This is a genomic window from Paenibacillus sp. cl141a, assembly GCF_900109305.1.
In the GTDB taxonomy this organism is placed as follows: Bacteria; Bacillota; Bacilli; order Paenibacillales; family Paenibacillaceae; genus Paenibacillus_AQ; species Paenibacillus_AQ lautus_A.
Genome location: NZ_FNZO01000001.1, coordinates 439,208 through 453,377, shown reverse-complemented (window position 1 = coordinate 453,377; position 14,170 = coordinate 439,208). Strand labels below are relative to the sequence as shown.

The window sequence follows — 14,170 nt, the reverse complement described above, 5'->3', positions numbered from 1 at the left end:
TGGGTCCGGCTCTCGAAATAATCGGTCATTTCTGTATTACCATACGATCTCCAGAAAGGAAGCATCATCTTCCAGACCGCCTGTATGGCGGGCATTCATTAATACTTGCACCTGCTCATCGGGAATCGGCTCCTTCATCGGGTCCAGATCCGTAAGCCCGTCGCTGTATAATTGAAGACGATAACCGGTCTCCGGTTCCAGCTTGCACGTAAACACGTGAGGACTGCCTCCGATCGGTCCGGTGCGGGAAGACCAGCGTTCGGCCGTTCGGAAGCGGTCTCCGAATATTGAAGTAATCTCGTCCTGCTGACGCCATAATCGTACCCTGGAGTCTCCCTGCCAGGCAAGCCACAGCCTGCCTTTTCGACGAAAACGCGATGACCGCTCGATGCGTCCGCATATGTACATGGCTTCGCTTCCCTTACGCTGCTTCTCCTCCAGAACTTCGCGCAGCAGCTTAGGGGTTTCAGAGCTCAGCGTATGCATCCGCATTTCCCGATCTGCTTCATGCGTTAGTTCCTTCAACTTGCGCTCCAGCGATGAGGACGTGGGCTCTTCAACCGTATTCAGCCAGTCCATCAAGCCCTGACCGAGCAGGCGCGATGCCACATCGCCTCGATAACTCAAGCCGACCCCGTCACACAATACAAAATGGCAGACCTCTTCATCCATTTTCAGTGCAATGAAGTCCTGGCCCGTCTCGGAGAGCATGACGGATTCTGCCGCTCTGCCATACGCATAACGACATGTGAACAAATCCCTAATCTTCGTAAGCGGCTCTTCCCCGGTCTGCTTGCTCTCGTAATAAAACGACGCTGCTTGAGCCTTCCGCTTGCGAATCCCCAACGTTTCCATGCTTCTAGCGTATGATCGCTTCATGTTGTGACCTCTTACCTTACCGGCGTGGCGGCTGACATCTGGAACCCGATGGACACCAGCTCGGAGCATGTGCCCGGGAGCATCATCAAGGCCCCCGGGCTCAGCTGATAATCCGCCTCAACCAGCATTTCTCGATAGCTTTCGGGAAGAACGGAAGACATCATCTTGAGTTTGCGCGCATGTTTATCCTCAAGCTGCGTATCAGCCGATATCCCCTTCCAACGGCGAGGTTCGGAGATCGGCTGGTTCATCAGATGGTCGGAGATGAAAATATTTTCCACCAGCACGTTTCCGTCCGGAACGCTCATATTCATGATACGGCGGGCAATCGGTTCCGGGTCCTCTCCCGTGGCCACGCCATCCGTCATATGGCATACGAGCGGCGCAGGGCAATCCTGCATGTTGGGAATCTCCGATTGCAGAATTTTCTCGGCTTGAAGAAACGCTTTGGCCGAATCGGAGAAACGCTTCGGGGTCAAATCCGGAAGCGATCCGATCGCCGCAATTTCGTCAATGCCCTTGATCCCGTTTAACAAATCATATACGTCATCGCTGTATGCAAGGATGGCGATCCGGTACCTCGGCGTCAGTCGATTCCCCTTGGTGGAACGAAACACCATTTGCCGAATGGCTAAGGATAATGCTTCGTAAACAACATCAATCCTTCTGCGATCCTCCATCAGCATATTCATGGACGCGCTGATATCAATCAGATATATAATGAGCGCTGGCGTGCGCTGTGATGCTTGAATGGTATAGTTCATCGTGAATAACATTCACCCCTGCAATTTGTCATGTTTACTTCTTCACAGTTTAGGTATCCAGTGGCTGTCGTCACTGATGAATTGCTGCAGATTGTTAAGGCGGCTGCTCATTTTGCCAACCGTCTTGTAATAGGATTTGTCCTTGTTATATAGCGCTATGAATTCACGCGCGGCATTCTTCGCGCGGTCCTTGTTGCCGGCCACCTGCGCATTATACGCCTTGTTATACAAGGCAACCAGTTCGATAACGTTTTGGGAACGCTGCTTCTGAAGCTGGGCGGCCTGCGCTTGCTGAGCAGCCCGAGCTTGGGCCTGTCGCTCCGCCTCCGCCTTGGCCGCTGCCTTAGCCGCCGCCTCTTCCCGAGCCTGCCTTTTCTTCTTCTCTTCCAGTTGGGCTAAATACGCCTCGTATTTTGCCTGATTATCATATTTCTCCTGCAGCGCCTGCTTTTTCTTTTTCTCCTCAAGCGATGCCAGATAAGATTCATACTTCGCTTGCTTCTCATACTTTGCCTGAAGCTCGGATTTCTCCTGCTCCTTGCGCGCCAACTCGGCTTCCTCGGCCTTCTTCGCCTCTTCCGCCTTCAGGCGCTCCTCTTCGGCTTTTTTGGCCTCCGCTTCTTTCTTAGCAGCCTCCTCCTGCTGCTTCTTCGCTTCTTCCTCCTGCTTGCGCGCAGCCTCTTCTTTCTCCTGAGCCTGCTGCTCCGCTAAACGCTGGGCATCCATCTGGCGGCTCTCGGCCTTCTCAGCCAATATTTGATTCACCGTAATCGCGGAACCCGCCAAGATTACGATGGCCGCAGCGGTAGAAAGCATGAATTTGCGGGATGACAACAAAGCTTTAATGCCTTTGTTGGATGATTCTTCAGCGGGACGCAGTTGTTCCTCCAGTCCCTGTATGGCTGCGGCAAGTTCCACTTCAAGCGGACTGTCCTTCTTTACGAAGTGATACGCCGAACGGAATATCTCCAATGCTCCGGAAAGATTGCCTGCCTTCTCCAAATCGCGCGCCTGATGAAACAACCGTCCTACCACATTGTCGTTAACCTCTCGCGTGCCCGGCTCGATTCCAAGCGATGCCATGATGTCCGCAGGCACCTCCCGGGAACGTTTAGAGCCGGATTCATCCGAATCGTCTTCCTGGGCAGCCGCAGTGGCAGCTGGAGCTTCTTCCACCACTTCTTCCTCACTTGCCGAGGATAAGGCGATGAGCCACTCGCCAAAGGTAGGACAACTGCTCAAATCCTGACTGTCCCAAGCTCTGCCGAGCAGATCCGAGATCCGTGTGCCCCAACGCTGACCCAGCGATTTTTTAAGCAAAAAATAACGTTCGCACGGAGTCTGCATTTCATGCTGGTCAAAATAGCTTTCGCCCCAAGCCCGATTCACGATAGCCGGATCGCTCCACCCCAGCATCTCGGCAATGATGACAGCTCCTGCAAAACGATCGGCATACGCGCTCCATAACCCGCTGTGCACCGTTCGATGCGCCGCATATCCCGGCGAGCCGGCGAGCAAAACGTCGGGACGGTCCATTTTAGGACTGTACATCTGCTCCACATCGACAAGCTCCACGGCGGCAGCGCCTTCCGGCAGCTTCACTTCCGAAAAAAACGGAAGCATGACATTGGGCGCAGACAGATCGCAATGCGCCAATCCGCGCTGCTCCATGCTTGAGCCGATAGCTGCCAAAGCCTTGGCCAGCATCAGGCTTTCGGAACGTCCCAGATTACGCTGATCGCTTATAACGTCAAACCAAGTACATCCATGAATCCATGGCATGATGACCGCGTAGAGCAAATCCGGATATTCCGCTATCAAATCTCCGTTTCTTTCGGGAGTGAGCACCTCTCGACTACTGACCTGCAAACCCGGTATCTCGCGATAATTCCCCATATGCTCGGATTGATAAACCATAGCCGGAATTCTGAACTTAGGAAAAAACACTTTTAATGCTTTGGCTTCATGCAGTTCCCCATCCACAGGAATCAGCTGGTAGACGATCCCTTGCCTCCCAGCCTGGGCATATGCTACGCCCGGCGCTGCCGGATGCTGTCCTACCGTATAAGCCGTTCCATTAACAACGATCCCATCGCCCGGGTTTGGCTGAAATGTCATGAACTTCACCCTCTCTTAACTCCATTACCTTGCTATATAACTCTATTAACCGATTGAACCGGAATTGATTCACGATTAACTTCATTCTAAATATCCAAAATTGCAAGAAAACCGGGTTGCCTACCACCCGGTTTATTTTGCCTATTAAACTATTATAATGCATCAGAAAGCAAAAGTCTCCGAATGATATTAACGGGATTCGTCAGCCATACGGAATTTCTGAGCGATCGCCTTCAGCTCATTGCTGATGCTATCAAGCGTTTGTACGAAGGAGTTCATCAGGCGGCTTGCTTCCTGGAATTCCTGGAAGAAGCGCTGCTTCGTCATACCGTCCCATTGACCTTCCATTCCGTTGATCGATTGCGTCAGGCTGTTAACGATTTGCTGGCTTTGATCACCGCTCTGTTTAAATTGGTTCGCAACTTGCTCCACTTGTTCTGGCGTAATTAAAATACGTCCTGCCATTTATGTAACCTCCTTGAAATTCGTTTTCTGGTGACACTTGACATCTTAGCCCAGAAGACTCGGTTTATCAAAATGTCCTCAGACCTAATTTCGAGTTACCCTATACGTCCCAATTTGAAACATTTTCCATCCCGAAATTCCCAAATGGAATAGGGATTTAGTTGGCAATCCCAAACGAAGACGGATCGGTAAAGGTCCAGCTCTGCCCGGCTAATGCGGCCTGTTTAGCCGCTCCCCCATTGTCTCCGCTGGTCATGCCCACGGCTGCGGCTGCCGAACTCGGGTTCGATATGACCGTGCCGGAGTTACCATATTCCGGAAGTATGGACGAGCGCCCATCCATCCCGGAAGCGGCAAACAAAGCCGTCGGTGATACGGTGCTTACGACAGCATGCTCCAAAATCGTATGGTATTGATGATCCGTTTCTTGAAATTGATCGGCTTTGCTTTGAAGATGCTTGCCCAGCTGAGCAAGAAGAGCTCCCAGATGCTCTCCAAGACTCCGGGCAGACTGCCATTCATCAATAACCGCCGCTTTGAGAGACGTCTCCCAAACCAGGGATTCCATGGCTTGGTTGAGCGTTCTCGTTATCGCTAAATATTCATCGCCACTATGCTGCAGCTGACGGCTTAACGTCCGGAGAGACTCCGGCTCGACAGAAATACGCATTGGTCCTCACCTTTCATACAGGCTCTGTTACTGTTTCAGCCACATGAGTAACATATGACGAAACTGCTCTTTGGTCGCTGGCGCTGCGGTTAGCCAGTCCTGGTCTCCCTCCAGGCTCATACGCAGCAGCCAATTCATGGACTCGTTCACTATAAATGCTGCATTTTGACTTTCCCAGCTGATTCCGTTCCAAATCGACAGCTGGAGTTCCCCCGAAGATACCTTGTTCTTCATGCATTTCGCCAAAGCGATTGAACCTTCCGCATCGTCCGTCAATCTGGCCAGACGATCGCTGATATCGTCGCAACTATGCTCAGTAACCGAGGTGTAGATATCGCCGAATTCCTTCCGGCTGAGCAACAGAGCCGGAATATCTCCCCAGTTTTGGTCGCTGAGGGCCAGATCCTCCACCAGTTGATCGCAGGTTTGATCGATGGTACCGAGTTCGCTAAGCATGTAACACCGGTTGTCTTCATCGCTTCTGCATACTTGTATTACCCGTTCGTCAGTAACATGCAAATATCCTTCAAACGCCGAATCCTGATTTTCATATTTCAACCAGCACGCACGTTCCGCAAGACCGGCAATAGCCACTCGTGAGAAGACTTCGGGTGGGATCGACAATTCCCCGCCTTCCTCTTGAATCAAATATTGCTTGCTTAGGAGCGATTGTTTGGTTTTCTCCCACTCAACCGCGATTTCTTCCGTTAAATATCCTACGAAAGGATCTTCAACACCAAGTAATCGGTCCGATCCGATAATTCCAGCCAAGAAGAAAAATTCCTTGTCATTCAGCGTGATCGTTTCTTGTTTGGAAGCATGAATTGTCAACATTATGAGCCACCTCCCCTCAAACTACAACATGCCATCGGTCGCGAATTTCTGTGACCCATCTTTGGGCGTTCCATTCCTCATCGAACGGAACTGCGCCTTTTATTCTGGAAAATTTACGTTTTACGTAGTACCCCTGTCCCGGCGGAAGTATTTTTAGTCCTCCAGGACTATTAGAAGATTCGGAAAAAGGAATCCGGAAGAACGATAAATCGTTGGAATCCAAGGTCCCGAATAAAAATCCGTTTTGAGCAGCCTTGATATCGGTAAACCAGTCGACGCCATACGTCGGGAAATCCGCCGGCACGCCGGCAATGACGACATGAACCCTGCGATCCCTTCCCTGTCTGACGATGGCCGACAGCTGGTCCTTCAAGGTGAAATCCGAAAGCTGCTTGCTGAGAACGTCGGCATCATCAATCATAAGCAGGATGGCCGGGTCCTCGCTCTCCTTCGACCGGGTCTGTACCCGCTCATAAAGGCTCGTAATGAGCGGCCCCAGATCCTCCTCGTTCTCCGCGTGGCCGCGGACATGCGGGAGATGGTTCATCCGGCTCAGGCCGCTGCTTCCATAGCGCGTATCCACCGTATAGATCTCCAGCTCATCGGGAGAAGTATGATATGCGAGCGATAGCATCCAGCTAAGAAGGAATGACGTCTTACCGCCTTCCATCGGACTGGCCACGATAAAATGCGGCCCATCCTCGAGATTGATCGCAAAAGGAGTCAAATCATCCGTAGCCACCCCGACGGGCACCTGATACTTCACCGTTGAAGCCGCTTCATAAGGCTTTTGCACCTTAAGCAGCTGATGGAGCGGAATCTTGTCCGGCAGCGATTCGATCCGCGGGGCTTCCTCGCCATGCCATGATTCACGGTGAACCCGAATCATGTCGCGAAGCGCTGCCGAACGGTCCCCCTCCTCCTGGCCGGAAGCCGGAAGTGCCGTCTGGAATTCAAGCGGAGGCACCTGGCCTTTGACCAGTCCTCTTCCTGGCGGAAGCTGGCTCGGGGCTCTCGTGGGACGACCCACCGCGTAATAATAGTCGGCCGGATCGGCAAGCTCATACGATACCGCTTGTGAGATATTGCTCCGGACTTTCTCGAACATATCCGAAATCCGATTCGCCGTGATGATAAACGTGATGCCCAGACTGCCGCCTTCCCGCAGCAGGTATTCCAGCATATCATTCTCGTCCGGATAGGAATTCCTAAAGTTCAGATATCCGTCAATAACCACGACCAGCTGCGGAACCGTCACCGTGCTGCCACGGCGGTAGGATGCAACGGTCTTCACGCCGGCCTCGGCGATCATGTCTTTGCGCACAGCGGCCGTTTTCGCAAGAAAACGGAACAGGCGCTTGATCCGATCATCTTCCTCTGCAGTCATGACTCCCCCGATATGCGGCAGTCCTGCAAAGTCCCGCAGCATTCGGCCCATATCCACGATATATCCATGCCAAAAGTCCGGGGTATATCGACTTGCCAACGACATGAGCATCGTTTGTATAAAGGTCGTCTTTCCGAGCCCGGGCATCCCATATACGGCCCAGTGGCCTTGCTCCAGATTGAGCACCAGCGGCTTCTGGCATTGGTTAGGCAAATCGTCAACCATTCCGACATAGGATACGAGTGCCGAATCGCCGAACGTAACCGGCTGCTCGATGCCGGATTGTACCGCCTCCAAATCCAGGATCTCCGGAAGCGGCGGAAGCCAAGGACCCTGCAGCCGTTCGATCCCTTGCGCCTTGGCCACTTCCGCTACATGGTCGATAAACACCTGCAGCTGTTTCGGCACTTCCAGATGCGCTCCAAGGGACGGAGTCGACGCAAGCAGCGGTTCCGTCTTGCCGTTGATCCGGACCTCGCGGATGGAGACAGCCCCAGGCGTATCCTTCTCTTCAATGTATGGAGCGCCGCTCCAAGCAAATTGCATTTCTTCAAACACTTCATCGCTGCCCACCTGGAAGTAGCCTCGTCCGGGCTTGTTGATCCAGGCTGCATTCGGAATCTTCAGCATGTCGCGGCTGTCGCCCTCGCTTTGTACCCGAAGACAGATGCGGAAGCGCGAGTTACTCCAAATTTTATCGTCCACGACGCCGGCCGGCTTCTGCGTCGCCAAGATCAAATGGACGCCCAGCGTTCGCCCGATTGCTGCGATGCTGATCAATTCATCCATAAATTCCGGCTGGTCTTTCTTCAGCTGTGCAAATTCATCAATGATAATCACGAGATGCGGAAGCGGCTCGCCATGGCGATTGCGCAGCAGCCTGTAATACTCGTCAATATGCTGCAGGTTTCCCGCATCGTTCAATATTTTCTGGCGGCGGACCAATTCGGCTTTGAGCGACACCTTCGCCCGCTCGATCAGATTGTTGTCCAAATTCGTTATGGTGCCTACGACGTGCGGAAGGTTCACAAACGTATTGGACATGCCGCCGCCCTTATAGTCGATAAGCATGAATGCCAGATCATGAGGGTGAAACTCCGATGCCAGGGAAGCCACGATGGATTGGATAACCTCGCTTTTCCCGGAACCGGTCGTTCCCGCAATCAGGCCATGCGGACCATGACCTTGACGCTCTATTTTATCATGAAGGTTCAAATTAATCTTCTTCCCGCCCGCTCGCACACCCATGGGAACGGGCAATGAATCCGGGTATCGGTTCTGCTGCCAGCGTTTGGACACATCCAAATCGTTGATTTTCTGAATGTCCATCATCTCGAATAGTGCCAAAACGCTAGGAATATCGGATGCAGAAGACCGTTTCAGTCGAATCGGCGCCATATACCGGGCCAATGCTTCGACCTGTTCCCTGCTGATATGATGGGATTGGAAGGATTGCTTGGAGACGGTGCCGTCCGGTTTCTTGATCGTGTACGCCGCCTGCTCCCGATCGACTTCGACGATAAGCTGGCAGTGCATCGGCAAGCTTTCTTTCCGGTCGGACAAAATAATGGTGACGGCGTCAGCCGCATCGGCATCTTCCATCAACAGAGGCAGCAGAGGTTCTTCCTCAATCAATTGGGCTGCGGACAGGATCACGACGTAAGCCGGCGTCTCAATCGATTTTTTTCCATGTTCGGAGCGATTGTTTTTACGCCGGTATAAATGGGTAAATATTTCATCAGCAAGCTGATGCGCATTGCTCCGTCGATCCGCAAGATAGCGGCTGGAACGGTCATCATCCCACGTATGGGGCAGCCAGCGCAGCCACTGCCATTCGCTCGCTTCCCTCTCCTCGTAGAAGGCGGCGATTTTCACTTCGTCAGGCGAGTGCCTGACGGCGGTTTGGGCCATCATGACGCGAAGCATGTTTAATACGTGTTCTCTTCCGCCGACGATCCCGATGACCTTGGATTCGAATAACGGCAGTGCAATAGAGGCATCGTCGACCGTCTGGAACTCGGATGACAGCAATTCGGCTGCTTCGATTAACGGGTCTTTATCATACCCGTCCGCACGGGGAGGCTTCACGTTAATATGAAACGGAACTTCCCCTTTGCCCACGCAAATCTCCAGAAAATCCTTATCTTCCGGGGAACGTTCCCATAAACTGCTGCTCCGGTTCTTCACAACATTGTAACAGACGTCCGGATCCCCATGGATGTCAAACAGAATATGGACCTGATCCTCCTGCCGCTCCTTCAGTTCTTCCCGATGCACATCAAGCTGAGCCCGGTACTTCAGATTGCGTTCTGCCAGGTTCTTCTGATAGGTCTTCTTGTTGCTTAAATACATGAAGAACGGCAGCGTGTAGGATGTCAGCATCATAAAGATGGAGAGCATCTGGAACATCATGTAATTCGAATTCCCCATCTTACCGCTTACGTTCATATAGACATAGAAACCGATCGTCGCCGCCGTCATAATAATCGGAATGATGATGGCAATCATGGAAAACGACGGCTTGCTTGGCTCGGACGGGGGTCTCAGAATTTCCAAGTCTTCATTCGGTAAAGCCGGTCTAATGCGCGGCGAACGTTGGTACAACACGTTCATATGTCACTTCCTCCTAATCCAAAGCATCTGAAATGTACAATTATGTATTTTGCTGTTTCAGTTAAAACCAATGGGTTACTTACCCAATGTCAGCTCTCTTGAAACAACGATCTTCTGCCATAGACAGGAGCTTCATCGGTGGTTGTCGAGAATGCCCGCTGCAACCGAACGTAGGAGCCTTCCCTCAATCCCGCTTCAACCAGGTTGGAGTGGCCGCCTACCGTAAACCACAAGCCTTCCGGGAATTTTGCTTCTAATATATATTGAATCCCTTTACTCGAGGGTTCGCGAAAAAGACGTAATCCCAGCAGCTCGTTCAACCGTTCAATGGAGCATTCATCGGGTACGTCGATATCAAACCAATCATCTTCGTTTCGACCGCTGATCACGGTGAGTATCATCTGGTCAACCTGCCTTCCTCAAAATGGTAATCCTATGTTTATTCCATATTGAAAGCCCAATCACCTATTTCAATAGTTGCAAAAAATAGTTACATTATTGTAACTATATCATTCCAGGGTCTGTTCTGTCAATTTGTGTCATATTTCCTATTTCCTATTTCCGTTGCGGATTTGTTGGTTCCAAGGAACTATTTATGTATTAATTATAGGGGAAATCCGGGTTGTTCGTCGGTAAAATCCCGTTGTTCACAAAAATGTCACGCTCATAAAAATGATGCTGATTAATTCTATGAATTTAAGGTTATTTTAAGATTGGCAATTTATAATGCAAATATCATGAAAAAACTTTCGTGAGGTGATTGATATGAAAACACTAATCATGTTCCAAAACAAGCCGGTTCCCGTATATTTTACGACGGATAGCAAGCAGCCGGTTCAAAAGGTATTGAAACTGCTAACCAGCGCGCTTGACCATAAAATCCAAACCGGCAAAAAGGCGCTGCAAAAATGCCTCAACTCCCTCATCAGCATTGAAATCGAGGGATCCGAGGCAATTCTACACAGCAAAAGCGAAAACGACTCTCTTGCGCTATCTCTCTTTTAATAAAAGAGGGGTAGCCCTTTTTTTGTTTGTCTCCATTATAACCCGTAATAACGATCCTCGGCTATCTGCGCCCGCTGAATTCGGATCTGGAACAATTTCACGAGATTTCTCCGCGTTCTGATCTCCTGGCAATTACTCAGCTTTTTTAATATAAACCGATCGATAGACATACTGTTCATCCCTCCATTCTTGTCTTGGAAAAACGACCCTATGTTCTGATAACTTCTATTAACCGTGCCTTTTCAAGATTAAACGAGACTCCCGCCCTTATACAAAGCTTCTCACGGTTCGACGTTTTTTGATGCTTACCCATTTTATGATCAGTACCTTGCATTATTCAGTACTAAGTGATATCTTATTGTAGATCACTACTGAATATTAATTACTACCTCGTGATAACAGCATGAACATGGACTTACGAAAGGAGGTATCGCCGTATGAATGTCAGTATTCAATTCAAAAAAGGCGTTCTTGAACTCTGCGTGCTTGTGCTGATCCATCGCAAGGACCAATATGGCTACGAGTTGGCTCAAGCCGTCTCCCGGCATATCGAAGTAGCCGAAGGCGCCCTGTACCCTCTCCTTCGCAGACTTGTTAATGAAGGCTACTGCACCACCTACCTCCAGGAATCGAGCGAGGGTCCCCCCCGTAAATATTATAAGCTGACGGACAGCGGAGTGATCTATATGCGGTCTATGGTGAAGGAATGGCAAGCTTTTGTAAGCAACGTGACCAACTTGATAGAGGAAGGGAATTTGTATGACTAAAAAACAGTTTATTTCGATTTTGGAATCTCGCCTTGCCGCGCTTCCTCCGGGGGAACGCTGGGAATTCATTCAGGATGTAGAGTCCCATTTTGTCATCGGCATGCAGAATGGGCGTACCGAAGAGGAGATTGCCCGGGAACTGGGAGATCCTTTTGAAATGGCGAAGGAAGCGTTAGGCGACCGGTACGTGGATATGGAAATGCCTGCTCCCGCAACGGTCAGAAGGCCGTCTGCCATAGGCAAATATGCGGTAGGAACCGGTTTGTTCTTCTGTGCATTGGTGACCGTCCCCTTCCTTGCGGCATTATGGTCCGGTGGAGTCGCCATCGCTCTGGGAGCCCTGGCAACCTTACTGAGCCCGGTGCTCGTTCTGCTCGATTACATCGTGAACGGAACGTTCTATCCGGCTAAATTATTCTTATCGATCTCCTTGATCGGCATCGGCATCTTCCTCGGATATGCCACACGCTCGGCCATGGTTGGATTGTTATCGTTAACCTTGAGGTACTCCAGATGGAATACACGTTTGTTGAAGGGTCGTGACGCACAGTGAACAGAAAATGGTTGTTCAGCTTAGCAATCGCACTTATATTGGTAGGAATCATCGGCATGGCTGCGAACAAGTTTAAATTCGGGGAAGAACTGGTCAGCTACCAGAACCGATGGGATCTGCAGGATGCCGTGAATTTGAAGAAATTAACAATCGCCAGCAATATGTATGTCAGTTTCGCCTTTGAGGACAGCGGCGATGCTAACGGATATATCGCTTTTGACGGCAAATTAAAGCCCGAGCATATCGATATTCTTGAAGCTTTTAAGCCTGCTGGTCAAGAAATCGATTTGGATCTGACTACGGCTGATTCGTTTCAGTTTATGAGCGTGGACTTTCATTCGCCGAAAGGGAAAATAACCATTGTCCTTCCTTCCAGCACGAAGCTCGAGGAGCTTGATTTATCAACGTTATCCGATAGCATCCAGGTAATCGGAGCTTCGTCCAAGTCGATTGCCATTTCCGTAAGGTCAGGCAACATCAACATGAACGGAATCGTAGCTGACCAGTTGAGCGTAGAGAACATTTCGGGCAGTATTCGCGGCTCCGACATTCAGGCCTCCACTCAACTCGTCAATCATTCAGGAAACGTCGAATTGAAAGATATGGAAGGCCCCGTGGACATCGAGGTCACTTCCGGCGATGTAAACGTAGGCTTGCTCGGCGTTTCGTCGGTGAATATCCTGTGCAGATCAGGCAACGTGAAAGTGCAGCCTGACCCTTCATTCCGCGGTTTCTATGACCTTAAGTCGCTCACAGGATCGATATCGGCGCCGGAGTCATTGAAGGAAACAACCGATACCATCCAAGTGGAAACCTACTCCGGTAATATCGATATCGTACACTAAAGCATTGTTGACAAACGATAGAAATGAAATATACTATAATTTATAAAGTAAACTATACAACAAGGAGAGTCTTCATACATGTCGAATGTACTATTCATCAAAGCAAACAACAGAGCGATCGAGCAATCGGTCAGCGTAAAAATGTACCATGAGTTTCTGGAATCCTTCAAAGCAAGCCATCCGGAAGATCAAATCACGGAGCTTGATCTGTTCGCAGAGAATCTTCCATATTACGACGGAACAGCCATCAACGGTATGTTCAAAGCCGCCAAGGGTTTGGAAGCTACCCCTGAAGAGCAAGCAGCTGCTGCCAATGTCAGCAAATATCTTGACCAGTTCCTTGCCGCAGACAAAATCGTGCTGGCTTTCCCATTGTGGAACATGACCGTCCCTGCCGTTCTTCATACCTATATCGATTACCTGAACCAAGCAGGCAAAACGTTTAAATATACACCGCAAGGCGTGGTAGGTCTCGTGACCGGCAAAAAAGTCGTCATCCTGAATGCACGCGGCGGCAACTATTCCGAAGGTCCTATGGCTGCAGCAGAGATGGCTGTCAACTTCGTTATGGGCAATCTTCGTCAATGGGGCGTGCAGGATATCGAAACCCTCATCATCGAAGGCCATAACCAGTTCCCTGACGAAGCGGAAATGATCGTTCAGAACGGTCTTGAGCTTGTTAAAAAGGCCGCTGCCGGATTTTAATTGAACTTATATGTATTCACTCTTATAGCACTTAGAAAAAGCTGCCTTCACTGACCCAATCAGTGAAGGCAGCTTTTTTGCTTTGCTTTCGCTTAGAGCGCATCCCACTGCGTCCATTCCTCGCGCGGGTTAAGAATATAGATTTCCTGCTCCCGGCTCATATATCGATGATTGATAAATTCTCGCCGAATCGTCGCATAATCCTCGTGATAGCGCTTGATAAACGCATTGATGTCCTTTTCCGGATATTCCCTCCCCGTCTCCAGCTGCTCCACCAAAAATTCCATGATGACAAGCTTCTTTTTATACTGTGCCGGGATGGACCGCAAGGATCCGTCCTTCGCAATAAAACTGCGAAGAACGGATGCTTTGTAGGCTTCTCGGGCTGTCTGTTCCATGATGAATACCTCCTTTTTAGAAAAGTAATTTAACGAACTTCTAATTTAATATTAATCTAATTTGATATTAATCAAATTAGATTTGTTTGTCAATCTCTTTCTGCATCAGGCCCGCTCGGGCGGGAGTGAGATCGCCTGCATTCTGGATTTATCGGGATATTTGCTGT

General features: G+C 50.2%; 14 protein-coding genes. 5 read left to right on the top strand and 9 right to left on the bottom strand.

From position 1 onward, the window contains the following. Nucleotides 1–36: 36 nt before the first annotated feature. The 8 genes from BMX45_RS02160 to BMX45_RS02125 form a co-directional block, all read right to left on the bottom strand. Nucleotides 37–879 (bottom strand): hypothetical protein, encoded by an 843-nt coding sequence (locus tag BMX45_RS02160; RefSeq protein WP_090908281.1) that lies wholly within the window; start codon nt 877–879, stop codon nt 37–39. A gap of 11 nt (nt 880–890) precedes the next feature. Next, nucleotides 891–1,643: a vWA domain-containing protein gene (locus tag BMX45_RS02155; protein WP_090908775.1), complete on the bottom strand. Its 753-nt coding sequence runs from the start codon at nt 1,641–1,643 to the stop codon at nt 891–893. A gap of 42 nt (nt 1,644–1,685) precedes the next feature. Further along, a complete protein-coding gene (locus tag BMX45_RS02150; RefSeq protein ID WP_090908280.1) occupies nt 1,686–3,761 on the bottom strand; it encodes a protein kinase family protein in 2,076 nt (691 codons plus the stop codon). Between the two features lie 189 nt (nt 3,762–3,950). Then, nucleotides 3,951–4,226 (bottom strand): WXG100 family type VII secretion target, encoded by a 276-nt coding sequence (locus BMX45_RS02145; RefSeq protein WP_006211202.1) that lies wholly within the window; start codon nt 4,224–4,226, stop codon nt 3,951–3,953. Between the two features lie 157 nt (nt 4,227–4,383). Further along, nucleotides 4,384–4,896, bottom strand: coding sequence for a WXG100 family type VII secretion target (locus BMX45_RS02140; protein WP_090908279.1), 513 nt, complete (start codon nt 4,894–4,896; stop codon nt 4,384–4,386). A gap of 27 nt (nt 4,897–4,923) precedes the next feature. Beyond that, nucleotides 4,924–5,730: a hypothetical protein gene (locus BMX45_RS02135; RefSeq protein WP_090908278.1), complete on the bottom strand. Its 807-nt coding sequence runs from the start codon at nt 5,728–5,730 to the stop codon at nt 4,924–4,926. A gap of 16 nt (nt 5,731–5,746) precedes the next feature. Continuing rightward, nucleotides 5,747–9,730: a type VII secretion protein EssC gene (gene essC, locus BMX45_RS02130; RefSeq protein ID WP_090908277.1), complete on the bottom strand. Its 3,984-nt coding sequence runs from the start codon at nt 9,728–9,730 to the stop codon at nt 5,747–5,749. Between the two features lie 89 nt (nt 9,731–9,819). Beyond that, on the bottom strand, nt 9,820–10,131 hold the full coding sequence (locus BMX45_RS02125) for a hypothetical protein (protein ID WP_090908276.1): 312 nt from the start codon (nt 10,129–10,131) through the stop codon (nt 9,820–9,822). Between the two features lie 364 nt (nt 10,132–10,495). On the opposite strand from BMX45_RS02125, the gene BMX45_RS02120 reads away from it, so the two are divergent. The 5 genes from BMX45_RS02120 to BMX45_RS02100 all read left to right on the top strand — a co-directional run bounded on the left by BMX45_RS02120 (nt 10,496) and on the right by BMX45_RS02100 (nt 13,605). Next, the gene (locus BMX45_RS02120) at nt 10,496–10,735 is read left to right on the top strand and encodes a hypothetical protein (RefSeq protein ID WP_006211206.1); all 240 of its coding nucleotides are present in this window, start codon (nt 10,496–10,498) and stop codon (nt 10,733–10,735) included. Between the two features lie 437 nt (nt 10,736–11,172). Then, on the top strand, nt 11,173–11,502 hold the full coding sequence (locus BMX45_RS02115; protein ID WP_009590638.1) for a PadR family transcriptional regulator: 330 nt from the start codon (nt 11,173–11,175) through the stop codon (nt 11,500–11,502). Then, nucleotides 11,495–12,055, top strand: a complete 561-nt coding sequence (locus BMX45_RS02110; RefSeq protein WP_090908275.1) for a DUF1700 domain-containing protein — start codon at nt 11,495–11,497, stop codon at nt 12,053–12,055. The genes BMX45_RS02115 and BMX45_RS02110 overlap by 8 nt, the downstream gene beginning before the upstream one ends. Continuing rightward, on the top strand, nt 12,052–12,900 hold the full coding sequence (locus BMX45_RS02105) for a DUF4097 family beta strand repeat-containing protein (RefSeq protein ID WP_175495020.1): 849 nt from the start codon (nt 12,052–12,054) through the stop codon (nt 12,898–12,900). Before BMX45_RS02110 ends, BMX45_RS02105 begins: the two co-directional genes overlap by 4 nt. 78 nt (nt 12,901–12,978) lie before the next feature. Further along, nucleotides 12,979–13,605 (top strand): FMN-dependent NADH-azoreductase, encoded by a 627-nt coding sequence (locus BMX45_RS02100; RefSeq protein WP_009590690.1) that lies wholly within the window; start codon nt 12,979–12,981, stop codon nt 13,603–13,605. A gap of 92 nt (nt 13,606–13,697) precedes the next feature. Here the strand turns inward: BMX45_RS02100 and BMX45_RS02095 are convergent, their stop codons facing one another. After that, nucleotides 13,698–14,003, bottom strand: a complete 306-nt coding sequence (locus BMX45_RS02095) for a DUF2087 domain-containing protein (protein ID WP_090908274.1) — start codon at nt 14,001–14,003, stop codon at nt 13,698–13,700. Nucleotides 14,004–14,170: the final 167 nt, after the last annotated feature.